Origin of the sequence: Naasia sp. SYSU D00057 (genome assembly GCF_017916505.1) — a bacterium.
Classification (GTDB): Bacteria; Actinomycetota; Actinomycetes; order Actinomycetales; family Microbacteriaceae; genus Naasia.
Map to the genome: position 1 here is coordinate 1 of NZ_JAFMSZ010000004.1, position 25845 is coordinate 25845.

23 protein-coding genes are annotated in these 25845 nt (G+C 73.0%); 12 read left to right on the forward strand and 11 right to left on the reverse strand.

From position 1 onward, the window contains the following. Both J3P36_RS12860 and rfaE2 read right to left on the reverse strand, forming a co-directional pair. Positions 1 to 446: glycosyltransferase family A protein (locus J3P36_RS12860; RefSeq protein WP_307807090.1), on the reverse strand; the 446-nt coding region annotated here is incomplete at its 3' end. Then, positions 443 to 2011, reverse strand: a complete 1569-nt coding sequence (rfaE2, locus tag J3P36_RS12865) for a D-glycero-beta-D-manno-heptose 1-phosphate adenylyltransferase (RefSeq protein ID WP_210508617.1) — start codon at positions 2009 to 2011, stop codon at positions 443 to 445. The genes J3P36_RS12860 and rfaE2, both read right to left, overlap by 4 nt. A gap of 119 nt (positions 2012 to 2130) precedes the next feature. On the opposite strand from rfaE2, the gene J3P36_RS12870 reads away from it, so the two are divergent. Both J3P36_RS12870 and J3P36_RS12875 read left to right on the forward strand, forming a co-directional pair. Continuing rightward, positions 2131 to 3267 carry a glycosyltransferase family 9 protein gene (locus J3P36_RS12870; RefSeq protein WP_210508618.1) on the forward strand — a complete coding sequence of 379 codons (1137 nt, stop codon included), beginning with the start codon at positions 2131 to 2133 and terminating at the stop codon, positions 3265 to 3267. Beyond that, positions 3267 to 4220 (forward strand): glycosyltransferase family 9 protein, encoded by a 954-nt coding sequence (locus J3P36_RS12875; protein ID WP_210508877.1) that lies wholly within the window; start codon positions 3267 to 3269, stop codon positions 4218 to 4220. The genes J3P36_RS12870 and J3P36_RS12875 overlap by 1 nt, the downstream gene beginning before the upstream one ends. Before the next feature lie 198 nt (positions 4221 to 4418). Here the strand turns inward: J3P36_RS12875 and hisN are convergent, their stop codons facing one another. From hisN to aroA, 3 genes are read right to left on the reverse strand one after another with little or no spacing between them, the layout of a single operon-like run. Next, positions 4419 to 5201: a histidinol-phosphatase gene (gene hisN, locus J3P36_RS12880; protein WP_210508619.1), complete on the reverse strand. Its 783-nt coding sequence runs from the start codon at positions 5199 to 5201 to the stop codon at positions 4419 to 4421. Positions 5202 to 5210: 9 nt separating this feature from the next. Continuing rightward, the gene (rsgA, locus tag J3P36_RS12885) at positions 5211 to 6314 is read right to left on the reverse strand and encodes a ribosome small subunit-dependent GTPase A (protein WP_210508620.1); all 1104 of its coding nucleotides are present in this window, start codon (positions 6312 to 6314) and stop codon (positions 5211 to 5213) included. Positions 6315 to 6327: 13 nt separating this feature from the next. Further along, entirely contained in the window at positions 6328 to 7734 is a 1407-nt protein-coding gene (aroA, locus tag J3P36_RS12890; RefSeq protein WP_210508621.1) for a 3-phosphoshikimate 1-carboxyvinyltransferase, read from the reverse strand. Between the two features lie 351 nt (positions 7735 to 8085). On the opposite strand from aroA, the gene J3P36_RS12895 reads away from it, so the two are divergent. Further along, positions 8086 to 8727: a sigma-70 family RNA polymerase sigma factor gene (locus J3P36_RS12895; RefSeq protein WP_210508878.1), complete on the forward strand. Its 642-nt coding sequence runs from the start codon at positions 8086 to 8088 to the stop codon at positions 8725 to 8727. Further along, complete coding sequence (locus J3P36_RS12900; protein WP_210508622.1) at positions 8724 to 8963, forward strand: zf-HC2 domain-containing protein; 240 nt, start codon at positions 8724 to 8726, stop codon at positions 8961 to 8963. Before J3P36_RS12895 ends, J3P36_RS12900 begins: the two co-directional genes overlap by 4 nt. 134 nt (positions 8964 to 9097) lie before the next feature. Here J3P36_RS12900 and J3P36_RS12905 read toward each other — a convergent pair whose 3' ends face one another. Continuing rightward, complete coding sequence (locus tag J3P36_RS12905) at positions 9098 to 13081, reverse strand: multifunctional oxoglutarate decarboxylase/oxoglutarate dehydrogenase thiamine pyrophosphate-binding subunit/dihydrolipoyllysine-residue succinyltransferase subunit (protein ID WP_282595182.1); 3984 nt, start codon at positions 13079 to 13081, stop codon at positions 9098 to 9100. Between the two features lie 117 nt (positions 13082 to 13198). Between J3P36_RS12905 and J3P36_RS12910 the strand changes: the two genes are divergently transcribed. Beyond that, complete coding sequence (locus J3P36_RS12910) at positions 13199 to 14635, forward strand: GuaB1 family IMP dehydrogenase-related protein (RefSeq protein ID WP_210508624.1); 1437 nt, start codon at positions 13199 to 13201, stop codon at positions 14633 to 14635. A gap of 73 nt (positions 14636 to 14708) precedes the next feature. Here J3P36_RS12910 and J3P36_RS12915 read toward each other — a convergent pair whose 3' ends face one another. After that, positions 14709 to 15206, reverse strand: a complete 498-nt coding sequence (locus tag J3P36_RS12915) for a hypothetical protein (protein ID WP_210508625.1) — start codon at positions 15204 to 15206, stop codon at positions 14709 to 14711. A gap of 30 nt (positions 15207 to 15236) precedes the next feature. On the opposite strand from J3P36_RS12915, the gene J3P36_RS12920 reads away from it, so the two are divergent. The 3 genes from J3P36_RS12920 (at position 15237) to J3P36_RS12930 (ending at position 18283) form a co-directional block, all read left to right on the forward strand. Continuing rightward, on the forward strand, positions 15237 to 15650 hold the full coding sequence (locus J3P36_RS12920) for a hypothetical protein (RefSeq protein ID WP_210508626.1): 414 nt from the start codon (positions 15237 to 15239) through the stop codon (positions 15648 to 15650). A gap of 291 nt (positions 15651 to 15941) precedes the next feature. Further along, a complete protein-coding gene (locus J3P36_RS12925) occupies positions 15942 to 17249 on the forward strand; it encodes a hemolysin family protein (RefSeq protein ID WP_210508879.1) in 1308 nt (435 codons plus the stop codon). Next, the gene (locus tag J3P36_RS12930) at positions 17246 to 18283 is read left to right on the forward strand and encodes a hemolysin family protein (RefSeq protein ID WP_210508627.1); all 1038 of its coding nucleotides are present in this window, start codon (positions 17246 to 17248) and stop codon (positions 18281 to 18283) included. Before J3P36_RS12925 ends, J3P36_RS12930 begins: the two co-directional genes overlap by 4 nt. Before the next feature lie 36 nt (positions 18284 to 18319). Here the strand turns inward: J3P36_RS12930 and J3P36_RS12935 are convergent, their stop codons facing one another. Beyond that, a complete protein-coding gene (locus J3P36_RS12935) occupies positions 18320 to 19402 on the reverse strand; it encodes an NADH:flavin oxidoreductase/NADH oxidase (RefSeq protein WP_210508628.1) in 1083 nt (360 codons plus the stop codon). 140 nt (positions 19403 to 19542) lie between these two features. Here J3P36_RS12935 and J3P36_RS12940 point away from each other — a divergent pair, with 140 nt between their 5' ends. From J3P36_RS12940 to J3P36_RS12955, 4 genes are all read left to right on the forward strand, one after another. Continuing rightward, positions 19543 to 20382, forward strand: a complete 840-nt coding sequence (locus tag J3P36_RS12940; RefSeq protein WP_210508629.1) for an ADP/ATP-dependent (S)-NAD(P)H-hydrate dehydratase — start codon at positions 19543 to 19545, stop codon at positions 20380 to 20382. 80 nt (positions 20383 to 20462) lie between these two features. Beyond that, positions 20463 to 20933 (forward strand): hypothetical protein, encoded by a 471-nt coding sequence (locus J3P36_RS12945; RefSeq protein WP_210508630.1) that lies wholly within the window; start codon positions 20463 to 20465, stop codon positions 20931 to 20933. Beyond that, on the forward strand, positions 20920 to 21783 hold the full coding sequence (locus tag J3P36_RS12950; protein ID WP_210508631.1) for an FAD:protein FMN transferase: 864 nt from the start codon (positions 20920 to 20922) through the stop codon (positions 21781 to 21783). The genes J3P36_RS12945 and J3P36_RS12950 overlap by 14 nt, the downstream gene beginning before the upstream one ends. Beyond that, entirely contained in the window at positions 21780 to 23279 is a 1500-nt protein-coding gene (locus J3P36_RS12955) for an FAD-dependent oxidoreductase (protein WP_210508632.1), read from the forward strand. The genes J3P36_RS12950 and J3P36_RS12955 overlap by 4 nt, the downstream gene beginning before the upstream one ends. A 28-nt stretch (positions 23280 to 23307) precedes the next feature. Here J3P36_RS12955 and J3P36_RS12960 read toward each other — a convergent pair whose 3' ends face one another. Genes J3P36_RS12960 through J3P36_RS12970 form a run of 3 tightly spaced genes read right to left on the reverse strand, consistent with a single transcriptional unit; the run spans position 23308 to position 25777 of the window. Next, positions 23308 to 24072 carry an amino acid ABC transporter ATP-binding protein gene (locus J3P36_RS12960; RefSeq protein WP_210508633.1) on the reverse strand — a complete coding sequence of 255 codons (765 nt, stop codon included), beginning with the start codon at positions 24070 to 24072 and terminating at the stop codon, positions 23308 to 23310. Beyond that, positions 24069 to 24929 (reverse strand): amino acid ABC transporter permease, encoded by an 861-nt coding sequence (locus tag J3P36_RS12965; protein WP_210508634.1) that lies wholly within the window; start codon positions 24927 to 24929, stop codon positions 24069 to 24071. The genes J3P36_RS12960 and J3P36_RS12965 overlap by 4 nt, the downstream gene beginning before the upstream one ends. After that, a complete protein-coding gene (locus tag J3P36_RS12970) occupies positions 24926 to 25777 on the reverse strand; it encodes an ABC transporter substrate-binding protein (protein ID WP_210508635.1) in 852 nt (283 codons plus the stop codon). Before J3P36_RS12970 ends, J3P36_RS12965 begins: the two co-directional genes overlap by 4 nt. Positions 25778 to 25845: the final 68 nt, after the last annotated feature.

The window sequence follows — 25845 nt, forward strand, 5'->3', positions numbered from 1 at the left end:
AGGGCCGAGAGCCCGTGCACGCCGCTGCCGACGAAGCCGCAGTCGAGCGTCTGCAGGGCGTCGAGCATCCGGCTGATGGAGTCGGGCTCGAGCCACACGTCGTCGTCGAGGAACAGCACGTACTCGGCGCTCGAGGAGTCGAGCAGGAACTGGCGGTGCTCCGCGAGCCCGCGCCGGGGGAGGTGCCGCACCAGCTCGACGCCGCGCCCCTGGGCCCGCAGAACGCGGGCCATGGCACGGACCGCCGGAGCATCGATCGAGGCGTCGTGCTCCGACTGGTCGCTCACGAGCACGTCGAACGGCGGGTCGTCCTGGGCGGCCAGCCCGGCCAGGGTGACCGCGAGCTCGGCGGGACGGCCGAAGGTGGGGATGAGGACGTCGACCACGGGCTCGGTCCGCTCCGGCGGGGTGCCCCAGTCGCCCGACCAGCGCCGCGACACGGTCACAGGCCGGCCCTCCGCGGGGTCCGCGGCGCCCGCGTGGCACGCGCCGACCGGGGCTCGAGCCGCACCACGTCGTCCGTCGCGGACGCGGGCGTCCGGATGCGGTCGACGACCGCGGTGGTCGAGTAGTCGGCGAGGTAGTCGAGGATGCGCACCTCCCCGCCGTACGACTGCACGACGGGGCTCTCCGGCAGGGTCTCGACCGTGTAGTCGCCGCCCTTCGCGTAGACGTCGGGGCGGATGCGCTCGAGCAGGGGGATCGGGGTGTCGGTCGTGAAGATGGTGACATAGTCGACGCAGCTCAGCGAGGCGAGCACCTCGGCGCGATCGGGGGCCGCGTTGATGGGCCGGCTCTCGCCCTTCAGCCGCCGCACCGAATCGTCGCTGTTGATCGCGACGACGAGGACGTCCCCGAGCCGCTTCGCCTGGTTGAGGTACGCGGTGTGCCCCCGGTGCAGCACGTCGAAGCAGCCGTTGGTGAACACGATGCGCCGTCCGGCCGCTCGCTCCGCCGCGAGGCGGCGGGCGAGATCGTCGGCCGAGAGCGCCGCGTCGGCGAAGCGGGCGAGGTGGCCGAGCAGGTCGGCGCCCGAGCAGACGGAGGTGCCGGATCTGCCGACGACGACGTCGGCGGCGGCCTGCGCGAAGTCCGCGGACACGGCGAGGGGGAGGCCCGTGGCGCGGGCGAGCGTCAGGGCGGCGGCGAAGGTGTCGCCGGCGCCCGAGGCCTGCTTGTCGCTCGCCGGACGCGCCCACGTGCGGTGCACGGTGCCGGTGCCGTCGAGCAGCACCGTGCCGTCCCGGTCGAGGGTGACGACGGCCGCGGTCGCCCCGGTCACCGCGAGGAGCCGGTCGGCCCGGTCGGTGACGGTGGCGACGCGGTCGGTGCCCCGCTTGAGCGGAACACCCATGAGCGCGGCGGTCTCCTCCGCGTTCGGGGTGACGAGGTCGGGGGACAGGTCGGCCCAGCCGCCGTCCTCCCGGGCGTCGACGAGGAGCACCGGGGGGCGGGAGGAGCGGGAGGCGAGGGCGTCGTGCACCGGACCGGTCAGCATCCCGGTCCCGTAGTCGCAGACGATCTCGGCGTCCGCGCCCTCGGACGCGGCGACGGCGGCGGCTGCCAGGCGCCCGAGCGCCTGCGGGGGATAGCCGGAGTCGTTGCCCTCGTCGAGGCGCACGAGCACCTGGTCGGCGACCACGATGCGCGTCTTCGTGATGGTGCGGAGCTCGCTGTCCGAGAGCAGGAAGGTCACGTCGACGCCCGCCTCGGCCAGGGCGGCGCGCACGGAGGCGCCCGCCTCGTCCTCGCCCACGAGACCCACGAAGCGCACCCGCGCCCCGAGCGCGGCGAGGTTCATGGCCGTGTTCGCGGCGCCGCCCGGGACCTCGTCCTTGGCGCCGAGCGCGACGATCGGCGCGGGCGCCTCGCGCGCGAGGCGCGTGCTCGTGCCGTGCCACCAGCCGTCGAGCATCGGCTCGCCGTACACCGTGACGAGAGGCGCGGCCTGGAGCACCCGGCGCGCGACCTCGAGGGTCAGGGCGGGCGTCGTGGACAGCACGTCGTCCATCCGCTCTCCTTTCGTCCTCGACCACTCTGAGGCATGGCCGAGAAGAAGTCACTTCTTCGAACGGGGGCTCGACTGGAGAGCGGAGGGGGCGCCATGAGAGAAATAGAGCAGGAGGCTCCATGACCCAGCGCCCGCTCGCCCGCCGCACGGCCGAGGCCGGCACCGCACTCGGACCGATCGGCGAGCCCGTCGAGGGGGTGGAGCGGATCGCCGTCCTGCGCGCCGGGAATCTCGGCGACCTCCTGTTCGCGATGCCCGCTCTCGACGCCCTCCGCCAGTGCTACCCGGACGCCCGCATCACCCTGCTCGGCATGCCGGCCCACGCCGCGCTGCTCCGCGACCGGCCGGGCCCGGTCGACGAGGTCGTCGTGCTGCCGGTGTCGGAGGGCGTCCGGCTCTCGCCCGGCACCGAGCCGGACCCGAACGAGGTCGCGGAGTTCGCGGCCCGGATGCGCGAGCGGCGGTTCGACCTCGGCGTGCAGGTGCACGGCGGCGGCCGATACTCGAACCCGTTCCTCACGCGCCTCGGTGCGAGGGTCACCGCCGGGCTGCGGACCCCGGACGCGGACCCGCTCGACCGCACGGTGCCGTACCGGTACTACCAGCACGAGGTGCTGCGGGCCCTCGAGGTGGTCGGTCTCGTCGGGGCGCGGCCGGCGACCCTCGAGCCGGTGCTCACCGCGACCGACGACGACGTCGCGCGCGCTGCCGAGCTGCTCGGGAACGGCCCGCCCGTGCTCGCGATCCACCCGAGCGCGACCGATCCGCGCCGCCGCTGGCCCGCTGACCGGTTCGGAGCGATCGCCGCCCGCGCCACCGGGCGGGGCGTCCGCGTCGTCGTGCTCGGCGCCGAGGGCGAGGAGGAGCTCGCCGACGCCGTCGTGCAGGCCGCGATCGCCGACGGCGCGCCGGAGGGCGGCGTCCGCTCACTGGCGGGGCTCGGCGACCTCGGCCAGCTCGTCGGGATCCTCGACCAGGCCGTCGCCCTCGTCGGGAACGACAGCGGCCCGCGTCACCTCGCGCAGGCCGTCGGCTGCCCGACGGTCGGCCTCTACTGGGCGGGCAACCTGATCAACGCCGGCCCGCTCGGCCGGACGCTGCATCGGGTGCACCTCGACTGGCGGAGCACCTGCCCGGTGTGCGGCATCGACGTCACCCAGGTCGGCTGGACGGCGGAGCGCTGCGAGCACGACCCGTCCTTCCTCACCTCCATCGAGGTGGACGCCGTGTGGGACGACGTGGAGGACCTCCTGTGATGCTGCTCGGCGAGCCGGACGGACGTCCCGAGCTCCTCGCCCTCCGCACCCTCAAGCTCGGCGACCTCCTCGTCGCGGTGCCGGCGATCCACGCGCTGCGCCGCTCGAACCCGGAGCACCGCCTCATCCTGGCGATGCCGGGCTGGCTCGAGCCGATCGTCGACCTCGTCCCCGGGGTGGACGCGCTCCTCCCCGCACCCGGGCTCGACCGGCCGCTCGAGATCGAGCCCGGCCGCATCGACATCGCGGTGAACCTGCACGGCAACGGCGGGGAGAGCAAGGGACTGCTGGAGGCGATCCGGCCGCGGCGCCGGGTCGGGCACCGGTCGGAGGGCTGGGAGGGGCCGGTCTGGCTCGACGGGATTCACGAGCGGCACCGCTGGGCCCGCCTCGTCACCGAGCACGGGATGCCCGCCGACGAGAACGAGGTCGGCATCGGCGACCCGGGCCCCGCCGAGAACCTCGGCTCGGCCGTCATCCACGTCGGCGCCTTCTACGGCTCGCGCTTCTGGCCGGTGGAGCGCTTCGCCCAGGTGGCGCGCGCGTTCGAGCGGGACGGCATCCGCGCCGTCGTCACGGGCAGCGAGCGCGAGCGGGATCGGGCGCTCCAGGTCGCCGAGCTCGCCGGCCTCCGCGACGAGCAGGTGCTCGCCGGCCGCATCGGGCTGCGGGAGATGGCGGCGACGGTCGCGTCGGCCGAGATCGTCGTCTCCGTGGACACCGGCGCCGCCCACCTCGCCTCCGCGTACCGGCGGCCGTCGGTCGTGATCTTCGGACCCGCCCCGCCCGAGGAGTGGGGTCCGCCGCCCGGGCCGCACGTCGTGCTCACCGACGCGCGGCTGCGCGTGGGCGACACGTTCGGCAGCGAGCCGGACCCGGCGCTGCTCGCGGTGACGGCCGAGGACGTGCTCGCCGCGGCGGCCGGCCTGCTGAACCGCGAGGGCCGTGGCTGAGGTGCCGGCCAGGTGAGCCGGCCCGCTCCATTGGGTGCGCTCGCGGCGGGCGACGGTCGCTCTCCGCCGCTCCCCCCCCCGCCTCAGCAGGCACAGACCGGGTTCAGCAGGCATACGCGGCCCTGTTTCGCCTGCTGAAGGAGCGGAGTGCCTGCTGAAGGGGCTCGCCGTGCCTGCTGAAGAACCTCGCCGGACTGGCTAGCGGCCGAGCATGGTCAGCACCTGGTCGTGCAGGTGGCTGTTGGTGGCGAGCGCGCTGCCGTGCCATGGGCCGGGGGAGCCGTCGACCGAGGTGAAGCGGCCGCCCGCCTCCTCGACGATGGGCACGAGGGCCGCCATGTCGTACGGCTTCAGGTCGAACTCGGCGGCGACGTCGAGCGCGCCCTCCGCCACGAGCAGGTAGGACCAGAACTCGCCGTAGGCGCGCGTGCGCCACACGCAGTCGGCGAGGCGGAGCAGCTCCTCGGTGCGGCCCTCCTCCTGCCAGCCCTTGAGGCTGTTGTAGCTGAACGACGCATCCGTCAGCTCGCGGACCCCCGACACGGCGAGCCGGCGGGGCGTCCCGCCGATGCGGTCCGCGGTCCACGCGCCCTCGCCCTCGGCACCCCACCACTGCCGGCCGAGCGCGGGTGCCGCGACGGCGCCGACGACCGGGCGGCCGTCGACCGCGAGCGCGACGAGCGTGCCCCACACCGGGACGCCGCGCAGGAAGTTGGCGGTCCCGTCGATCGGGTCGACGATCCACTGCCGGCCGGACGCCCGGTCGCCGCCGTACTCCTCGCCGAGGATGGCGTCGTCGGATCGGGACTCCTGGAGCGCGGCGCGGAGCGCCTGCTCGACCGCCTGGTCGGCGTCGGTGACAGGGGTGCGGTCCGGCTTGGTCTCGACGCGCAGATCCTGCGCGCGGAACCGGTCCATGGCGACGACGGAGGCCATGTCGGCCAGGTCGCGCGCGAGCCTCAGATCGTCGGCGTAGCTCACGCGCCCAGCCTATGGCGTGACGTCCCCGGTGCGATCGTCCGCCGGGTCGTCGTCCCAGTCCTGCTGGGAGCGCGGATCGAGCGTGGTGAGCAGGCCGACGAGCGACTCGAGGCGGCGCCGGCCCGACTCGCCGAGCTCCCCTCCGCGCACCCGGTCGACGATCTCCCAGTCGTGCGCCTCCACGAGCGGCACCTCGCCCTCCGGTGGCTCGGCGGCGATCGCACGCTGAGCGAAGGAGCGCAGCACGTTCTCGGACTGGACGTGGCCGAGGCCGAAGGAGCGGACGCCCGGGGTGTCGATGATCCAGCCGGTGCGACCTTCCGCATCCCGCATCCGCAGCGAGACCGTCGACGAGGAGGTGTGCCTGCCGCGGCCGGTCACCTCGTTGACCGAGCCGATGGCGCGATCGGCTCCGGGCACGAGCGCGTTGACGAGCGTCGACTTGCCCACTCCGGAGTGGCCGACGGCGACCGTCGTGCGGCCCACGAGCCGCTCCTGCAGCTCGGCGAGGGGCACCTCGCCGGCCGCGCTCGTCACGACGTCGAGGTTGAGCACCTCGAACTCGGCGAGGAACGGGGCGGGGTCCGCGAGATCGGCCTTCGTCACGACGAGGAGCGGATCGAGGCCGGCGTCGAACGCGGCCACCAGGTAGCGGTCGACGAGCCGCGCGCGCGGCTCGGGGTTCGCCGCGGCGACGACGATCATCATCTGGTCGGCGTTCGCGACGATGATCCGCTCGACGTCGTCGGTGTCCTCGGCGCTGCGGCGGAGGAGCGTGGTGCGCTCGGCGATCCGGACCACGCGCGACAGAGTGCCCTCGGCCCCGGAGGTGTCGCCGACGAGGTCCACGAAGTCGCCGGTGACGATCGAGTTGCGCCCGAGCTCCCGCGCGCGCTTCGCCGAGACCTCCCGCTCCTTCTCGGTGTCCTCGCCGAGCAGCACGGTCACGCGGCCGCGGTCGACGGTGAGGACGCGGCCGCGCTCGGCGTCCGCGTGCTCGGGCCGGTGCTTCGAGCGCGGGCGGCTGCCCCGCGGATTCGGGCGGACGCGGGCGGCCGTCTCGTCGTAGTCGGCGTAGGGCGTCTCGTCCTCGTCGCCGTCGAGCCAGCTCATCGCGGGGGCCGGGTCATGCGGGGACGATGGGCGTCGCGCCGAGCAGCCGGGCCCACAGCTCCGGGAACTGGGGGAGGGTCTTCGCGGTGGTGCCGATGTCGGCGACCTCGACTCCGGGCACGGCGAGACCCACGAGCGCGCCCGCGGTCGCCATCCGGTGGTCCTCGTAGCTCTGCCACGGCCGGCCGGGCCGGGCGGAGAGCGGCGCCGGCTCGAGGGAGAGGCCGTCCTCCTCCTCGGTCACCCGGCCGCCGAGCGCGTTCAGCTCGGTCGCGAGGGCGGCGAGGCGGTCCGTCTCGTGGCCCCGGAGGTGCCCGATGCCGGTGATCCGGCTGGGGCCCGAGGCGAGGGCGGCCAGGGCGACGATCGTCGGCGCCAGCTCGCCGCCGGCGGAGAGGTCGAGCGTGACGCCGGGAAGCTCGCGGCCGCCGACCAGGCCGGGACCGCCGTCGACGACGAGGTCGTCGCCGTCACGGCTCACCTCGGCGCCGAACTCGGTCAGCAGCTCGCGGAGCGAGTCGCCGACCTGCGTCGTCGTGCGCGGCCAGTCGGCGATCCGCACGGTGCCGCCGGCGATGAGCGCGGCCGCCAGGAACGGCGCGGCGTTGGAGAGGTCCGGCTCGAGGGTGACCTCGCCTCCCGCGATCGGCCCGGGAGCGACCCGCCACGAGGCCTCGCCGGTGGCGCGCGCATCCACTCCGCGGGCCTGCAGGGCCGCGAGCGTCATCTCGATGTGCGGGAGGCTCGGCAGGCGGTCGCCCGTGTGCGTCAGCAGGAGACCCTCGTCGAAGCGGGGGGCAGCGAGCAGAAGTCCGGACACGAACTGGCTCGACGCCGACGCGTCGATGCCGAGCTCGCCGCCCGGCACGCGTCCCGTGCCGTGCACGGTGAACGGCAGGGCCGCGCGACCGTCGTCCACGACGTCCACGCCGAGCCCGCGCAGGGAGTCGATGGTCGTGCGCATCGGGCGGCGGCGGGCGGCCGCGTCGCCGTCGAAGGTGACCGGGCCGAGCGCGAGAGCGGCGACCGGCGGGCCGAACCGCATGAGGGTTCCGGCCAGACCGCAGTCGATCGGCACCCCGCCGGAGAGCTCGCCGGGGGTGACGAGCAGGTCCGGCCCGTACGGGCCCCCGCCGGACTCCTCGATGGTCGTGCCGAGGGAGCGGAGCGCGTCGACCATGAGCGCCGAGTCGCGGGAGTGCAGCGGTGCCCGCAGCAGGGTGGGCTCGTCGGCGAGGGCCGACAGCACCAGCTCGCGGTTGGTGAGGCTCTTGGAGCCGGGCAGAGCGAGGCGCGCCGACAGCGGCTCGCGTGCCACCGGTGCCGACCAGACGGGGCTGCGCGGCCCGTCCTGGTCGCGTGTGCCGTGGTCGTCGCCCGGCAGCTCGAAGCGGGGCGAGGAATATCCGAGGATCCCCATCGGTTCCCACAATAACGGCGGCCGCGACAACCGAAGGGAGGGCCCGTGACTCTCACCATGCCCTCCCGTGCGCCGGAACTAAGCTGGCCTGCGATGAGCAGCGTGACCGATCCGGGCGAGACGCCCCTCGACAGTGACGACACCCTGAGCGAGGGAGTTGACGCCGGGGGAGCGGACGCGGAGTCGACCGACGCGGAGTCGACCGACCTCGACCAGGAGCTCGACGCCGAGCTCGGGGCGGGGGACGAGGACCTCGCCGCCGACGAGGATCTGGCCGGCGAGAACGACGAGCCCGTCGACGAGGACGTCCCGGCCGACGAGGACGCCGCGGAGGCGGAGGCGGAGGCGACGATCGTCGAGGCGATCGAGGAGACCTCCAGCCCGGCCGACCTGCGCGACCTCTTCGAGAGCCAGGCGCTGCCCTACCTCGACCAGCTCTACGCCGCCGGCATGCGGATGACCCGCAACCCGGCCGACGCGCAGGACCTCGTCCAGGAGACGTTCGTGAAGGCCTTCAGCGCCTTCCGCCAGTTCCAGCAGGGCACCAACCTGAAGGCCTGGCTGTACCGCATCCTGACGAACACGTTCATCAACAACTACCGGAAGAAGCAGCGCGACCCGTACCAGGGCACTCTCGACGACCTCGAGGACTGGCAGCTGGGCAGCGCCGAGTCGGCGACGACGTCGATGGTCAGCCGGTCCGCCGAGGCGGAGGCGATCGATCACCTGCCCGACTCGGCGGTGAAGGACGCGCTGCAGGCGGTTCCGGAGGACTTCCGCCTCGCCGTCTACCTCGCGGACGTGGAAGGTTTCTCCTACCAGGAGATCGCGGACATCATGAAGACCCCTGTCGGCACCGTCATGAGCCGGCTGCATCGAGGCAGGAGGCTCCTGCGGGAGCTGTTGGGCGAATACGCGCGCGAGCGCGGAATCCAGGTCGGGGCGACGTCGCGGCGCCGCTCCCCGAAGAAGAAGGACGGAGCGCAGGGATGACCGACTGCGGTTGCGAGAAGGCGAAGGCCGAGCTCGAGGAGTATCTCCACAACGAGCTCCGCGGCGAGGATGCCGCGGACATTCGTGAGCACATGGAGAACTGCCCCGACTGCGCCGCCGAGCTGAAGGTGGGTCTTGTGCTCACCGACGCCGTGAAGCGCGCGTGCAAGGACGCCGCGCCCGAAGAACTGCGCGTCCAGGTCCTGGAGCGACTGCGGGTCCTGCAGACCCACTGACCTAAAGGCGTGCCCGTGCACGCCCGGTGCTCGGCCGCTTTCAGAGCCGCCCCGATCCGGGACGCTCGCGCCCGAGCCGACGAAAGCCCCGCCGACCTTCCGGTCGGCGGGGCTTTCGTCGTTGCGGCGGCCTGCTAGCCGAGCGCGCGGCGGACCAGGTCGGCCTGCTCCACCGCGTGGCGCTTCGCGGAGCCGGCGGCCGGGGAGGCCGCGGCCGGGCGGGCGACCACGGAGATCGACCGGTCCTGCAGCTTCTTGGTCGCGACCAGGCAGACGAGCGGCCAGGCGCCCTGGTTCTCCGGCTCGTCCTGCGCCCACACCAGCTCGGCGTTCGGGTAGGATGCGATGATCTCGCCGAGCTCGCGCTCGGGCACCGGGTAGTACTGCTCGAGGCGCACCAGCGCGACCGAGTTCGGGTCGTCCCGCTTCGCGAGCTCCCCGACCAGGTCGTAGTGCAGCTTGCCCGCGTGCAGCACCACGCGCTTCACGGCGGCCTTGTCGGTGATCCTCGCGTCGTCGATCACCGGCTCGAAGCGGCCCGAGGTGAACGCTGCCACGTCGCTCGTCGCACCGCGGAGGCGGAGCATCGACTTCGGCGTGAACACCACGAGCGGCCGGCGCGGCCTCTGGTAGGCCTGGCGGCGCAGCAGGTGGAAGTACGACGCGGGCGTCGACGGCTGCGCGACCGTCATGTTGTTCTCGGCGCACATCTGCAGGTAGCGCTCGATGCGGGCGGACGAGTGGTCCGGGCCCTGGCCCTCGTAGCCGTGCGGCAGCAGCAGCACGACGGACGAGTGCTGGCCCCACTTCTGCTCGGCCGAGGTCACGAACTCGTCGATGACGATCTGGGCGCCGTTCGCGAAGTCGCCGAACTGGGCCTCCCACAGCACGAGCGCGTCCGACCGCTCCACCGAGTAGCCGTACTCGAAGCCCATCGCGGCGTACTCGCTGAGCAGCGAGTCGTAGATCCAGAACTTCGCCTGGTCCTCCGCGAGATTCGACAGCGGCAGCCACTCCTGGCCGTTGACCCGGTCGTGGAACACGGCGTGGCGCTGCGTGAACGTGCCGCGGCGGCTGTCCTGACCCGCCATGCGGACCGGCGTGCCCTCGGTGAGGAGGGAGCCGATCGCGAGCAGCTCGCCGAACGCCCAGTCGATCCCGCCGCTGCGGCTCATCTCGGCGCGCTTCTTGAGCAGCGCCTCGAGCTTCGGGTGCACCGTGAAGCCGGCGGGCCGGTTCTGGTGGGCGTCGCCGATCAGCTGGATCACCGACTCGTCGACCGCGGTCGAGCGCGGCTCGACGTCGGGATCCGCCTCGCCCTGCTGGGCGTCGGGGAGGTCGAGGCCCTCGACCTCGTCCGTGCCCTGCGGCACGACCGGCGTCGACGACGTCTGCGCGGCGTGCGTCTCCGCGAAGGCGCGCTCCAGGCGGTCCTGGAAGTCGCGGTGCGCCCGGTCGTACTCCTCCTGGGTGATGTCGCCGCGGCCGACCAGGGACTCCGTGTAGAGCTTGCGGACGCTGCGCTTCGCCTCGATGAGGTTGTACATGAGCGGCTGGGTCATCGACGGGTCGTCGCCCTCGTTGTGGCCGCGTCGGCGGTAGCAGACGAGGTCGATGACGACGTCGCGGTGGAACGTCTGGCGGTACTCGAAGGCGAGCTCCGCGACGCGGGACACCGCCTCCGGGTCGTCGCCGTTCACGTGCAGGATCGGCGCCTGGATCGTCTTCGCGACGTCCGTCGAGTAGATCGACGAGCGCGACTCCGACGGGGCGGTCGTGAAGCCGACCTGGTTGTTGACGACGATGTGGATCGTGCCGCCGGTCCGGTACGGGCGCAGCTGCGACATCTGCAGCGTCTCCACCACGACGCCCTGGCCGGCCATCGCGGCGTCGCCGTGGATGAGGATCGGGAGCACGGGGAAGGTGCCCACCGGGAAGCGGTCCTGCTTCGCGCGGACGATGCCCTCGAGGACGCCGTCGACGGCCTCCAGGTGTGACGGATTCGCGGCGAGGTAGACGGGGATCGTGGTGCCGTCGACGCCCTGGTACGTGCCCTCGGTGCCGAGGTGGTACTTGACGTCGCCGGAGCCCTGGACCGTCTTCGGGTCCTGGGTGCCCTCGAACTCGCGGAAGATCTGCCCGTAGGTCTTCCCCGCGATGTTCGTCAGCACGTTGAGGCGGCCGCGGTGGGCCATGCCGATGCCGACCTCGGAGAGGCCGTCCTCGGCCGCGCCCTGGATGACGGTGTCGAGCAGCGAGATCAGCGACTCGGAGCCCTCGAGGCTGAAGCGCTTCTGGCCGACGTACTTCGTCTGCAGGAACGTCTCGAACGCCTCGGCCTCGTTGAGCTTGCTGAGGATGCGCATCTGCTCGTCGTGCGTCGGCTTGACGTACGGCCGCTCGACCTTCTCCTGGATCCACTTGCGCTGCTCGGGCACCTGGATGTGCATGTACTCCAGGCCGACCGTGCGGCAGTAGGAGTCGCGGAGGATGCCGAGGATGTCGCGCAGCTTCGCCGAGCGCTTGCCGCCGAAGCCGCCCACGACGAACTCGCGGTCGAGGTCCCAGAAGGTGAGGCCGTGGCTCTCGATCTCGAGGTCGGGGTGGGAGCGCTGCCGGTACTCGAGCGGGTCGGTGTCGGCCATCAGGTGGCCGCGGACCCGGTACGAGTTGATGAGCTCCTGGACGCGCGCCGTCTTCGAGACCCGCTCGGAGAGGTCGACGTTGATGTCCGGGTTCCACCGGATCGGGGCGTACGGGATGCGCAGCGCCGCGAAGATCTCGTCGTAGAAGTCGCGCTTGCCGATCAGCAGCTCGTGCACCAGCTTGAGGAACTCGCCCGAGCCCGCACCCTGGATGACCCGGTGGTCGTAGGTCGAGGTGAGCGTGATCGTCTTGCCGATGCCGAGCTCGACGAGGGTCTTCTCGCTCGAGCCCTGGAACTCGGCCGGGTACTCGAGGGCGCCGGCGCCGACGATGGTGCCCTGGCCCTTCATCAGGCGCGGCACCGAGTGCACCGTGCCGATGCCGCCCGGGTTCGTCAGCGAGATGGTGGTGCCGGAGAAGTCGGCCGCCTCGAGCTTGTTCGCGCGCGCCTTGCGGACGAGCGCCTCGTAGGCGGCGATGAACTCGCCGAAGTCCATCGTGTCGGCGCGCTTGATGCTCGGCACGAGCAGGGCGCGGGTGCCGTCGGGCTTCGGCACGTCGATCGCGATGCCGAGTCCGACGTGTGCGGGCTGGACGACCGACGGCTTGCCGTCGACCTCGGCGTAGTGCACGTTCTGGCTCGGGAAGTCCTTGAGGACCTGCACGATCGCCCAGCCGATGAGGTGCGTGAACGAGATCTTGCCGCCGCGCGTGCGCTTCAGGTGGTTGTTGATGACGATCCGGTTGTCGATCATCAGCTTCGCCGGGATCGTCCGGACGCTCGTCGCCGTCGGGATCGTGAGGCTCTGGTCCATGTTGGCCGAGAGCGTCTTCGCCATCCCGCGGAGGGGAGTGGTGACGTCATCGGCCGCGGCGCCCGCCTGCGCCTTCACGGCGGGCGCATCCGCCGGGATCGGCTGCGCGCGCGGCGCCATCGACGTGGTGCGCGCGGCCACCGTCGCCGGCGCGGAGGGAGACACCTGGGCCGGGTCGACCGTCTGCGCCGCGCTCGCACGGCCCGGGGCGGCGCCGCGCTCCGGCTGCGTCTCCGGCTCCGGCGGCAGCGGGATCGTCGGCTCGCTGGGGTTCGGTGCCGTCGGCTCCACCGGGTACGCCGGGTTGGGCTCGCTCGGGCCGCCCGGAGCGACGCTCGGGCCCTCCGGCACCCCCGGCGGGTTGATCGACTGCTCGGGCGCCGATCCCGCCGACGCCTGCGTCTTGGCCGCCTGGCCGTTGCCGGCCGCCCCCTCGGTGCTCGTCGTTGCGGTGCTCGTCGCGTCGGTGCTCGTCGTCGCGTCCGTGGCGGGAATTCCCTCCACGGCATGCGTCTCTACCGGGTGGTAGCTCTCGAGCACCGGCCACCACGACCGGTCAACGCTGTTCTTGTCCGCTTGGTAGCGCTCGTACAGCTCATCCACGAGCCATTCGTTGGCGCCGAATTCCGCGGCCGCACCCTCATCAGTTCCGGTCAATTGACTTGACACGGTGCCTCGCCCACTCTCACTTTTTCGGGTTCCCCGTCCAGCGCTCAAGCCTAATCGCTCGGCGCCCCCGGCCGGGGCTTTCAGGCTGGGCGTTAGCGTGGAGTCATGGAGTTCTGCGGCCCCGTGCCGAGTCATGACCTCACCTACTCCGACGTCTTCCTGGTGCCGAGTCGGTCGGATGTGCCGAGCCGGCTCGACGTGTCGCTGACGCCGCCGGACGGGAGCGGGGCGACGCTGCCGATCGTCGCGGCCAACATGAACTCCGTGACCGGCCCCCGGCTGGCCGGAGCGCTGGCCCGCCGCGGCGGTCTCGGCGTGCTGCCGCAGGATCTGCCGCTGCAGGAGCTCGACGCCGCGATCCGCTGGGTGAAGGCCCAGCCGACCGCATACGACAGCGCGCATACGCTGCCGCCGACCGCGACGGTCGCCGCCGCCCGCGAGCTGCTGCCGCCGCTCGACGGCCACGGCATCGTGGTGGTCGAGGACGGCACCCTGGTCGGGGTGGTGCCCGCCCCGCGGCTCGGCAGCGCCCTTCCCGACGCGCGCATCGGCGACCTCGTCGCCGGCCGGGCGACGTCGCTGGAGGCCGGCGACCTGGACTCGCCGCGGGCCACCTTCGACGCGATGGCGACCGCCGGAATCTCGTTCGCCCCCGTTCTGGAGCACGGGCGTGTCGTCGGCTCCCTGAGCCGGACGAGCGCGCTCCGCGGCGCGATCTACCGGCCCGCGGTCGACTCGTCCGGCCGGCTCCGCGTCGCGGCAGCGGTCGGCGTGAACGGCGATCCCGCCGCGAAGGCGCAGGCCCTCGCGGCGGCCGGGGTCGACGTGCTCGTCGTCGACACTGCGCACGGCCACCAGGAGGGCATGCTCCGCGCCCTCGCGAAGATCCGGGCGCTGCAGCTCGGCATCCCGATCGTCGCGGGGAACGTCGTGACCGCGGAGGGCGTCCGCGATCTCGCCGCGGCCGGCGCGGACATCGTCAAGGTCGGCGTCGGCCCCGGCGCGATGTGCACGACGCGCATGATGACCGCGGTCGGCCGGCCCCAGTTCTCGGCGGTGCTGGAGACGGCGGAGGCGGCGCGCGAGGCGGGGGTCACCGTCTGGGCGGACGGCGGCATCCGCTACCCCCGCGACGTGGCGCTCGCGCTCGCCGCGGGCGCGGCGTCGGTGATGATCGGCTCCTGGTTCGCGGGCACGATCGAGGCGCCCGGCAAGCTGGAGACGGACGAGGACGGCCGCCTCTACAAGCAGAGCTGGGGCATGGCGTCGACGAAGGCGGTCCGCGAGCGCTTCAACCGCCTCGACCCCTCCGAGCTGGCGCGCCGCGAGCTCTTCGCGGAGGGCATCTCGGCCTCGAGCATCTACCTCGACCCGCTGCGCCCCTCCGTCGAGGACCTCCTCGACATGATCACCTCGGGGGTCCGCTCCTCCCTCACCTACGCGGGCGCCCGCACCGTCGAGGAGTTCCAGCAGCGCGCCCGGGTCGGCATCCAGTCCGCGGCCGGCTACGAGGAGGGCAAGGCCCTCCCCGCCAGCTGGTAGTCGCGACTGGACGCAACGTCCGGCGCGATTCGCAACGTTCCCCGGTTGCGATTTGCACCTGCGGTTGCGTTGCTCACGCGCGCACTCCAGCAGCGGCGAGCAGCGCGGCGAGGCGTTGGGGCACCTTCAGGTCGTCCCACACCCACCGGACGACCTTCGGGTTCACCCCGCGGAGCCGATCCTCCCGAAGCTTCTCCTGCCAGAGCCGGTCCTCCGGCGCCCCGGGTAGACGGGTCCCGTACTTGATCGCTCCGTCGAACTCGCCGATGACCTGCTGCTCGGGCCACCAGAAGTCGACCCGGCCGATGAACCCGCGACCGTCGCGGAACTCCTGCTGCAGGATCGGCGCCGGAAGCCCGAGCTCGTGGATCACCACCCGGCTGAGTGACTCACCCGGCGACTCGGCGAGAGGCGTCGCGAACTCGAGTGCACGAGCGACACGGCGCACTGCGCGGTAGCCGGACGCACCGGCCAGGTGCTGCAGGAATCGCCGATTCGCGCCCGCGCGAAGTCCGGCGTCGAGGACGACGACCGCATCCCGGAACGGAAGAGCTGCTGCGAGGTCGAACATCGTCCGCGCCAGCGAAGTGACCTTGAGCCCATGGCGAACGTCCTCTCCGCCTCGCCAGGACCCGCCCAGAACGTGCCGGTGCACTCCGTCGTCCCGGCGCCCGCCGGACCCGGTTCGACCTGCGATGTGGATGGCGGAGGCATCCAATTCGAGGAGCGGCAGGCCGTGGAGGACGGCGGCCGACTGATGACAGAACAGCGGCTCGGTGTCGGCGATCGCAGCGAACGCCTGCAGGTGCAGGACTGCGCGCTGCTCCTTAGAGAGCGGCCTCCAGGTCTCGGCGCTGACGTACACCCCGCGACGCACGCGGACCAGCCGGCCGTCGTCGACGGCTCGCGACAGCGAGCGCGAGTCACCGCCTCGACGCCGGTACTCAGCGGCCAGCAGAAGTTCGGCCGGCGGAATCTCCAGGTGCGCAGACATGGCACCACCTTCCAGGCGTAGAACCCGGTGCGCGGCCGCCGTCTCCCATCCGTGGAGAGGCGCGCGTCCCGCCGAGGGTGCAGGACGGACCCCGGTGCTCGGGCTGACCGCAACGCCAAGTGCAAAACGCAACAGGGGAGCGTTGCGTTTTGCACGCGACGTTGCGATTCACCCTCGCAAGACCCCGCACGGCGCCGCGGCGGGTGGGCGTCCGTATACTGGTTCGACTTATGGACGACCCTCCGAACGCCCATACCAGTCGCCCCGCACCTTCGCGGTGGATGGGGCTGACTCGTGCTGTTTGACTGGCTGATGTTCGCCGCCGGCGTGGTTCTCACGATCGGCACCGGCTTCTTCGTCGCCTCCGAGTTCGCGCTCGTCAACCTCGACCGAGGCGACCTCGAGGCGCGTGAGGCGAAGGGGGAGCGGCACCTCGGCGTCATCATCGGCGCGCTCCGCGTCACCTCCACGCACCTGTCGAGCGCGCAGCTCGGCATCACGATCACGACGCTGCTCACCGGCTACACGATGGAGCCCGCGATCAGCTCGCTGCTGCGCGGGCCGCTCGGCACCGCCGGAGTGCCGGAGGCCCTGATCGGGCCCATCGGCACGATCGCCGGCGTGCTGCTCGCGACCCTGCTGTCGATGATCTTCGGTGAGCTCGTGCCGAAGAACCTCGCACTGTCGGTGCCGCGGATGACCGCGAAGGTCGTGATCCCGTTCCAGGTGCTGTTCACGACCGTGTTCCGGCCCGCCGTCGCACTGCTGAACGGCACCGCGAACGCCGTCCTGCGCCTCCTCGGCGTCGAGCCGAAGGAGGAGCTGTCGGGCGCCCGCACCGCGGACGAGCTGAGCTCGCTCGTGCGGCGCTCGGCGCAGGAGGGCGTCCTCGACCGCGACACCGCGACCCTCCTCACCCGCACCCTCGGCTTCTCCGACCACACGGCGGCGGACGTCATGACGCCGCGCCCGCGGATCGCGAGCCTCGAGCGCTCCGACAGCGCCACCGACGTGCTCGAGCTCGCCCGGCGCACCGGCTACTCGCGCTTCCCCGTCACCGACGGCGGCCTCGACGACATCGTCGGCCTCGTGCACATCAAGCAGGCGGTCAGCGTTCCCCGCGACCGGCGCGCGACCGTTCCCGTCGGCGCGCTCGAGACCGAGGCGCTCCGTGTGCCGGAGACGATGCACCTCGACACCCTGCTCGAGGAGCTGCGCGGACGCGGCTACCAGATGGCTGTCGTCGTCGACGAGTACGGCGGCACCGCGGGTGTCGCCACCCTCGAGGACCTCGTCGAGGAGCTCGTCGGCGACCTCGTCGACGAGCACGACCGGACGCGGGCCGGCGTCGTCCGCACCAAGACGTCGCTGTCCTTCCCCGGCAGCCTCCGCCCCGACGAGCTGCTCGACCAGACCGGCATCGAGGTGCCCGAGGAGGGCCCCTACGAGACGGTCGCCGGCTTCGTGCTCAGCGAGCTCGGCCGCATCGCCGCCGTCGGCGACGAGGTGGCGATCCCCGCGGGAACACTCCGCGTCGTGCGGATGGACGGCCGCCGCATCGACCGGATCCGATTCACCCCGAACCCCGACGAGCCGAACGAGGACGGGAGCGCATCGTGAGCGACTGGGGCGGCATCGCCGCACTCTTCGTGCTGCTGGCCATCAACGCGTTCTTCGTGGCGGCCGAGTTCGCCGTCATCTCCGCGCGCCGGTCGCAGATCGAGCCGCTCGCCGAGAAGGGCAAGCGCAGCGCGCGGACCGCGCTGTTCGCGATGGAGCACGCGACGCTGATGCTCGCGACCACGCAGCTCGGCATCACGATCTGCTCGCTGCTGATCCTCAATGTGTCCGAGCCGGCGATCCACCACCTGCTCGAGGTCCCGCTGCACTACACCGGGCTGCCGGAGGGCGCCATCGGCGCGATCTCGTTCGTGATCGCCCTGCTCCTCGTGTCGTTCCTGCACGTGGTCTTCGGCGAGATGGTGCCGAAGAACCTCTCCTTCTCGGTGCCGGATCGCGCCGTGCTGCTGCTCGCGGCGCCGCTCGTGTTCTTCGCGACCGTGTTCCGCCCGATCATCCGGGCCCTCAACGCGATCGCGAACGCGTTCGTCCGGCTGTTCAAGATCGAGCCGAAGGACGAGGCGAACAGCACGTTCACCCTCGAGGAGGTGCAGACGATCGTCGACCAGTCGACACGCGAGGGCGTCCTCACCGACCGCACCGGCGCGCTGACGGCCGCGTTCGAGTTCACCGAGAAGCGCGTGTCGGACGTCGCGATCCCGGTGGGCCAGCTGGTCAGCCTCCCCGAGGACGTGACGCCCGCCGCCCTCGAGCGCGCCGTCAGCCAGCACGGCTTCTCCCGCTACGTGCTCGTCGACGAGACGGGGGAGCCGACCGGCTACCTGCACCTCAAGGACGTGCTCGAGCTCGACGACGACGAGGCGCACCGGCCGGTGCCGCCGAAGTTCATCCGCCAGCTGGTGTCCGTCTACGAGGGCACCGAGCTGGAGGACGCCCTGGCCACCATGCGCCGCGCGGGCGCCCACCTGGGCCGTGCCTTCGACCAGCAGGGGGCGACGGCGGGCGTGCTGTTCCTCGAGGACATCATCGAGGAGCTCGTCGGCGAGGTGCAGGACGCGACCCGTCGCCGCTGAGCGCGCGCGCGGCCCTTGGCCGAGGAGTCCCGGCCCTCAGCCGCGCCAGCGCGCCCGGAGGTACTGCGGCGGCCAGTAGTCGAGCTGCGCACCGAGCTCGTGCGCGGCGCGGAGCGGGAAGTGCGGATCGCGCAGCAGCTCGCGGGCGAGCAGGACCACGTCGGCCCGGCCGGAGGCGACGATCTCCTCCGCCTGATGCGGATCGGTGATGAGCCCCACCGCGCCGACGGGCGACTCGATCGCCTCGCGCACGTGCTCGGCGAGGTGCACCTGGTAGCCGGGGCCGACGGGGATGTCGACGCCGGGCACGAGACCCGCGCTCGAGACGTCGAACAGGTCGGCGCCCGCCTCCCGGCACCAGTCGGCGACGGCGGCCGTGTCCTCGACGGTCCAGCCGCCGTGCGCCCAGTCCGTGCCGCTGAACCGGACGAGCACGGGCGCGTCCGCACCGGCCGCCTCGCGCACCGCCCGCACGACGCGCAGCAGCAGGCGCGCCCGGTTCTCGAGGCTCCCGCCGTACTCGTCCTCGCGGAAGTTGCTGAGCGGCGACAGGAACTGGTGCAGCAGGTAGCCGTGCGCGGCGTGCACCTCGACGAGGTCGAAGCCCGCCTCGACGGCCCGCCGGGTCGCGGCCGCGAACGCGTCGACCACGGCGTCGATGCCGGCGGCGTCGAGTGCGCTCGGCTCCGCGTACCCGTCGAACGCGACGGCGGACGGCGCGACGGTCGGCCAGCCGCCCTGGTCGAGCGGCACCGAGCCGGACACCGGTGCCCAGGGCCGCCAGGTCGACGCCTTCCGCCCGGCGTGGGCCAGCTGGATCCCCGCGACAGCGCCCTGGCCGTGCAGGAATCGGACGATGGGTCGCCACGCCTCGGCCTGCTCGTCGTTCCAGAGGCCCGTGTCCTCGGGCGTGATACGCCCCTCCGGCACCACGGCCGTCGCCTCGACGATGACGCCCCCTGCTCCGCCCCGCGCGAGGCTGCCGAGGTGCACGAGGTGCCACTCGGTCGGCACGCCGTCGTGCCGGTCCACCGAGTACTGGCACATCGGCGCGACCCAGATCCGGTTGCGGGCGGTGACGCCGCGGAGCGTGAGCGGGGTGAACAGGACGGACGGCATGCGGCTCCGAGGTCGGCGTGGAAAGGAAGGCCCGACGGCGGGCTCTGTCCACGCTAGCCCCGCGAGGGAGCGGGCCGGGCCGCGCCGCCGGGCCCCGCACCGCGCGAGTCCCGGTGCGGGGCCGGAAATAGGGTGTCCCCATGACGGCGATCTCGGGCTGGACGGACGCGGACACTGCGGCGGAGTACCGCGTGCCCGTCCCGGGCGACGACAAGTACTCGCGCGGCGTCGTCGGCATCCTCACCGGATCGGCCCGGTATCCGGGCGCCGCGGTGCTCGGCGTCGAGGGTGCGGCCCGCGCGGGGACAGGCATGATCCGCTACCTCGGCGACGAGGGCGCCGCCCGCTTCGTGCTGCAGCGGAGGCCCGAGGCGGTGACCGCGCCCGGCCGGGTTCAGGCGTGGGTGATCGGCTCGGGCATGGACGCCGAGCAGCGCTCGGGCGAGCTGCGCGAGCAGATCGAGGCAGCCCTGTCGCAGGGGCTGCCCGTCGTGCTCGACGCCGGTGCGCTCGACCTCGCCCGCGGCACGGAGGGGCCGACGCTCGTCACCCCGCACGCGGGCGAGCTCGCGAAGCTCCTCGGCGACCGCGGCGTCGAGGTGGAGCGACGGGCCGTCGAGGCGGACGGCGCGGGTTGGGCCGCGCGCGCGGCGGAGCTGCTCGGCGTCACGGTGCTGCTCAAGGGCAGCACGACCTTCGTGGTCCGGCCGGACGGCAGCGGCCACCGATTGCAGGCAGGGCCGGCGTGGCTCGCCACCGCCGGCTCCGGGGACGTGCTCGCGGGCATCCTCGGCGCGCTCGCCGCCGCGCGCTCGGACGACCTCGTCGCGGATCCCGCCCGCTTCGCCCGCGTCGCCGCGGCGGGCGCCTGGCTGCACGGCCGGGCGGGGGAGCGGGCGTCGGGCGGCGGTCCGCTTGTCGCCCTCGACATCGCCGAGGCCCTGCCGGGCGCCATCGCGGCACTCCTGCACGACTCTTGAACGATTCTCAGGCGCACCTCGTGCTGGGAGAAGGGTCCATCACCTTGAATGGATCCGACACGACGACCGAAGGAGAGCCCATGACCGCCGTGCCCACCATCCGGAGCAGCCGCACCGCCCTGCTGTCCCTCGCCGGACTCGGACTGATCGGCGCGCTCGCCGGCTGCTCCGGCAACGCCGTCGCGGAGGGCGCCGACACGGGCACCGACGCAGGCAGCGGCTCGAGCGCGGACACCGGCACGGGCGGAGACGGCACCTACGCGGACGGCACCTATGAGGCGGACGGCAGCTACACCTCGCCCGGCGGGCAGGAGAGCGTCGGCGTCAGCATCACACTGGAGGACGACGTCGTCACGGCCGTGACCGTGACGCCGCACGCGACGAGCGGCAACGCGAAGCAGTTCCAGACGCAGTTCGCCGGCGCCATCGCGGGCGAGGTGGTGGGCAAGGACATCGACTCGCTGGAGGTGTCGCGCGTCGCCGGATCGTCGCTCACGAGCGGGGGCTTCAACGACGCGCTGGAGGCGATCAAGGCCGATGCCGCCTCGTGAGCGGCGCTTCGACGCGATCGGCACGTCCTGGCGCATCGACACCGCCGAGCCGCTGGGCGACGCCGTGTTCGCGGCGATCCTCGCGCGCATCGACGGGTTCGACCGCGCCTACTCGCGCTTCCGCGCCGACTCGCTCGTCCGCCGCCTGGCCCGGGATGGCGGCACCGTCGAGTTCCCGGAGGAGGACCGCGCGCTGTTCGAGCTGTACGACGCGCTCCACCGCCTCACCGGCGGCGCCATGACCCCGCTCGTCGGGGCGTCGCTCGAGCGCCTCGGCTACGACGCGGACTACCGGCTCGGTCCGGCAGGCCCCGCCCTGCCGAGCCCGGCCTGGGCCGACAGCATCACGGTGGACGGCACCCGTGTGACGGCGGCGCATCCGGTGCTTCTCGATCTCGGAGCGGCCGGAAAGGGCCGCCTCGTCGATCTCGTGCAGGGGGAGCTCGCCGCGCTCGGCGCAGCGGAGTCGACGGTCGACGCGAGCGGCGACCTCCGGCACGCAGGCCCGCAGCCGCTGCGCGTCGCGCTCGAGCACCCCTACGACCCGAAGCGGGCCATCGGGGTCGTCGAGGTTCGGGGAGCGCTCTGCGCCTCGGCGGCGAACCGGCGCGCCTGGGGCGACGGGCTGCACCACGTCCTCGACGCGCGCACGGGCCTCCCGGTCCGGGAGGTGGCCGCCACCTGGGTGCTCGCCGACACCGCCCTCGTCGCGGACGGCCTCGCCACCGCCCTGTTCCTCGCCGAGCCGGCCGCCCTTCTCGACGACTTCGACTTCTCCTACGTGCGGATGTTCACCGACGGTGCCGCCGAGTGGTCCGCCGACCTGCCGGGCGAGGTGTTCACGGCGTGAGGCTCCTCGACCGCTTCACCGGGAGCGTGCCGATGTACCGGCTCGTCACCCTCGCCCTGCTGATGCTCGCCGCCGTGTCCCTCGTGCTGTCGGCGACGGGCGGCATCTTCTACCCGCCGCTCGCGCTCGTCCTGTCGGGACTGGTGGCGGTCGGGGCCACGTGGGGCGCCAGCCGGCTGCTCGGGATCGCGTTCGGCGTGCGGCCGCACGACGAGTCCTCGGTCATCACCGGACTCATCCTCTTCTTCCTGTTCCTGCCCACCCTCGAGCCGGTGGGGCTCAGCGTGATCGCCTTCGCGGGCGTCCTGGCCGCCGCGAGCAAGTTCCTCCTGGTCCGGCACCGCCGGCACCTGTTCAACCCGGCCGCGGGGGCCGCGTTCCTGGTGGGGCTGACCGGACTCGGCGCGGCGGGCTGGTGGGTGGCGACGCCCGCGCTCGCGCCGCTCACCGCGGTGCTCGCGCTGCTGGTGCTCGCCCGGACCCGGACCCTCGGCACCGGCGCGCTGTTCGCCGGTCTCGCCTTCGTCCTCGTGGTGGCGCAGCTGCTGCCCTTCACCTCGGGCATCGCGGAGGCCGCGGGACTCGCGCTCGGCTCGTACCCGATCCTCTTCCTCGCGGGCTTTCTGCTCACCGAGCCGCAGACGCTGCCACCGCGGCGGTGGCAGCGGCTCGTCGTCGCCGCGGTCGTCGCTGTGCTGTTCGCGCTCCCGCTCACCTTCGGCTTCTCCGTCGGCACCTTCTATCTCAGCTCTGAGTTCGCGGTCGTCGCCGGGAACGCGGTCGCCGCGCTGCTCGCACTGCCGCTCGGCGCGAAGCTGCGCTTCACGGGGCGGCGGGAGGTCGCGCCGGGCGTCAGCGAGTTCTCGTTCGCGCCCGACCGGCCCGTCCGCGTGCTGCCGGGCCAGTACGTCGAGCTCGACCTGCCGCACGCGAAGGCGGACCGGCGCGGCCGCCGCCGTCACCTCACCGTCGTCGGGGCCGAGGACGGCGAGCTGCGCGTCGCCGTGCGCACACCGGAGCCGGGCAGCTCGTTCAAGCGCGCCCTCGCCGCGCTCGACCCGGGCGACGAGGTGCGGCTGACGACGGTCGGCGGCGACTTCCTGCTGCCGGACGATCCCGCGGTGCCCGTGCTCCTCGTCGCCGGCGGGATCGGCGTGACGCCGTTCGTGCGGCAGCTCGAGGCGGATGCGGTCGCGGGCGTCGACCGCGATGTGGTCGTGCTCCTCCGGGCGCCCTCGCCGGCCGAGGCGGCCTACCTCGACCGGCTGGCGGCGCTCGCGGACGCCGTGTTCCTCGTCACGCCGGAGCCGCCGGAGCGCGAGCAGCCCGGCGTGCGCTGGGCGCGGTCGCTCGAGGAGGCGCTCGCGCAGGTCGACCGGCTGGGCGACCGCCGGGTGTACGCGTCCGGCTCCCCGTCCTTCCTCGACCGCGCGCGGCGGGCGCTCAAGACGGCCGGCGCGGGCCGCGTGCACACGGACCTCTTCTCCGGCTACTGAGCGGGACCGGGCGGCGCGGCGGCCGGGGCTAGGTCTCGGCGGCCGGCGGCAGCCCGGTCCGGCCGCCGACCCGGGCGAGGAACTCACGGGTGCGCGGCTCGCGCGGGCTGCCGAACACCTCGTCGGGCGTGCCCTCCTCGGCGACGAGACCGCCGTCGAGGAACACGACCCGGTCCGCGACGTCGCGGGCGAACGCCATCTCGTGCGTCGCCATGAGGATCGTCGTGCCGGCCCGGGCCAGCTCGCGCACGAGCTCGAGCACCTCGCCGACGAGCTCGGGGTCGAGGGCGCTCGTCACCTCGTCGAGCAGCAGCAGGTCCGGGTCGGTCGCGATCGCCCGGACGATGGCGACTCGCTGCTGCTGGCCGCCGGAGAGCCGGTCGGGATACGAGCGCGCGTGCTCGGCGAGCCCGATGCGCTCGAGCAGATCCAGGGCGCGCCGCTCCGCGTCTCCGCGGCTGCGGCGCAGCACGTGCCGGGAGGCGAGCGTCACGTTGTCGAGCACGGACAGGTGCGGGAACAGGTTGAAGTGCTGGAAGACCACGCCGATCCGCGCCCGGACGGGGTCCGGCTTCACGCGCGGGTCGCTGATGTCCTCGCCGCCCAGCAGGACCTGTCCGTCATCGATCGGCTCCAGCAGGTTGACCACCCGCAGCAGCGTCGACTTGCCCGACCCGCTCGCCCCGATGAGGGCGACGACGTCGCCCTCGGCCACGGCCAGGTCGATGCCGCGGAGCACCTCGCGGTCGCCGAACGACTTGCGGATGCCGGAGAGCCTCAGCAGCTCGCTCATACGACCGCTCCCATCTGCTCCCGGCGCCGCATCCGCGCGGTGTACCAGTCGGTGAGCCGGATGAGCGGCAGCGCGAGCAGGACGAAGAGCAGCCCGGCGAGGACGTACGGCGTGAAGTTGAAGGCGGCGGCCGTCTCGATCTGGGCGGCCCGGACCGCGTCCACAGCGCCGAGCACGGAGATGAGACCGACGTCCTTCTGCATCGCGACGAGGTCGTTCATGAGCGCCGGCGTCACCTTGCGGACGGCCTGGGGCAGGATCACGAGCCGCATCGACTGGGCGTGGCTGAGTCCGAGGGAGCGCGCCGCGAGCCGCTGGGAGGGGTGCACCGCCTCGATGCCCGCCCGGAACACCTCCGACACGTAGGCCGAGTAGACGAGCACGAGCGCGACGGTGCCGAGCACCGCAGCCGGCGGGCGCTCGTCGGTGAAGCCGAGGCCCGGGATCCCGAAGCCGACCAGGTAGAGCACGATGATGAGCGGCATGCCCCGGAAGACGTCGGTGTAGCCCGCCGCGATCGCGCGCAGCGGGAAGAACACGGGCCCGCGGAGGGTGCGCAGCGTCGCGATCACGATGCTGACGACGAGGACGCCGGCCGCGGCGAACACGAGCACCGTGAGGTTGAGCAGCAGCCCCTGGAACACGCGCGGCCAGGCGCGGGCGGCGACCGACGGGTCGAAGAACGTCCCCTGGACCGCGGCCCAGCCGGGCGTGTTGACGAGGGTCAGCCAGACGACGAGCGCGAACACGACCGTGGACGCCGCCGCGACGAGGACGGACCGTGCCGTCTGCCGCCGCCGGTAGCGCCGCCGGCCGAGCTCGAGCTCGCTCGGGACCGCCGGAGCGGGGGCGGTCACTCCAGGACGGGCGCGTCGCCCGCGTCGGCGAGCCACTCCTGCGCGAGCTCGTCGAGCGTGCCGTCCTCGCGCAGCGCGTCGACCGCGGCGCTCACGTCCTCGGTGAGCGGGCTGTCCTTCTCGAGCACGAGGCCGAACCGGTCGCTCTCGCCGCTGCCCTGGGGGAGCTGGCCGATGAGCACGCCGTCGTCGAGCTCGACGCCGGCGATGAAGAAGGCCGTCGGCAGGTCGACGACGATCGCGTCGACGGTGCCGCTTCGCAGGGCGAGTACGGCGTCCTCGTTGGTGTTGAACGCCTGCGCCCCGGCGGTCGGCGCGATCTGCTCCTCGACGGCGGTGAAGCTCGTGGTGCCGGTCTGCGCGCCGACGAGCAGGTCCTTGAGATCGGCGAGGGACGCGGCGTCGGCCGCCTTGGAGGACCCGGTGGTCACGACCACCTGCGTGGTCTCGTAGTAGGGCGAGGAGAAGTCGACGTTCTGCGCACGCTCCTCGGTGATCGAGAACTGCTGCAGGTTCACGTCGAAGTTCTTCGGACCGGGCGCGATCGCCTCGTCGAAGGTGGTGCGGACCCAGACCACGTCGTCCTCGTCGAAGCCGAGCTGCTCGGCGACGGCGTAGGCGACGGCCGCCTCGTAGCCCTCTCCCGACTCCGGTGCGTCGTCGATGACCCACGGATAGTAGGCGGGCTCGCCGGTGGCGACCGTGAACTTGCCCTCGGTCACGTATCCGCTGTCCGACTCACCGCCGGTGCCGCCGGACGAGGCGGGGGAGGAGGCGCAGCCGCCGAGGACGAGGCCGGCGGCGGCGAGGGCGGCGATCGTGCCGACGCGGCGGAAGGACAGGGTCATGGCGTCTCCTCGGTGCAGGCGGAAGGGGGCGCTGCGGTAGCGTGCTGTGGTGCCGCCGCGCCGGGATA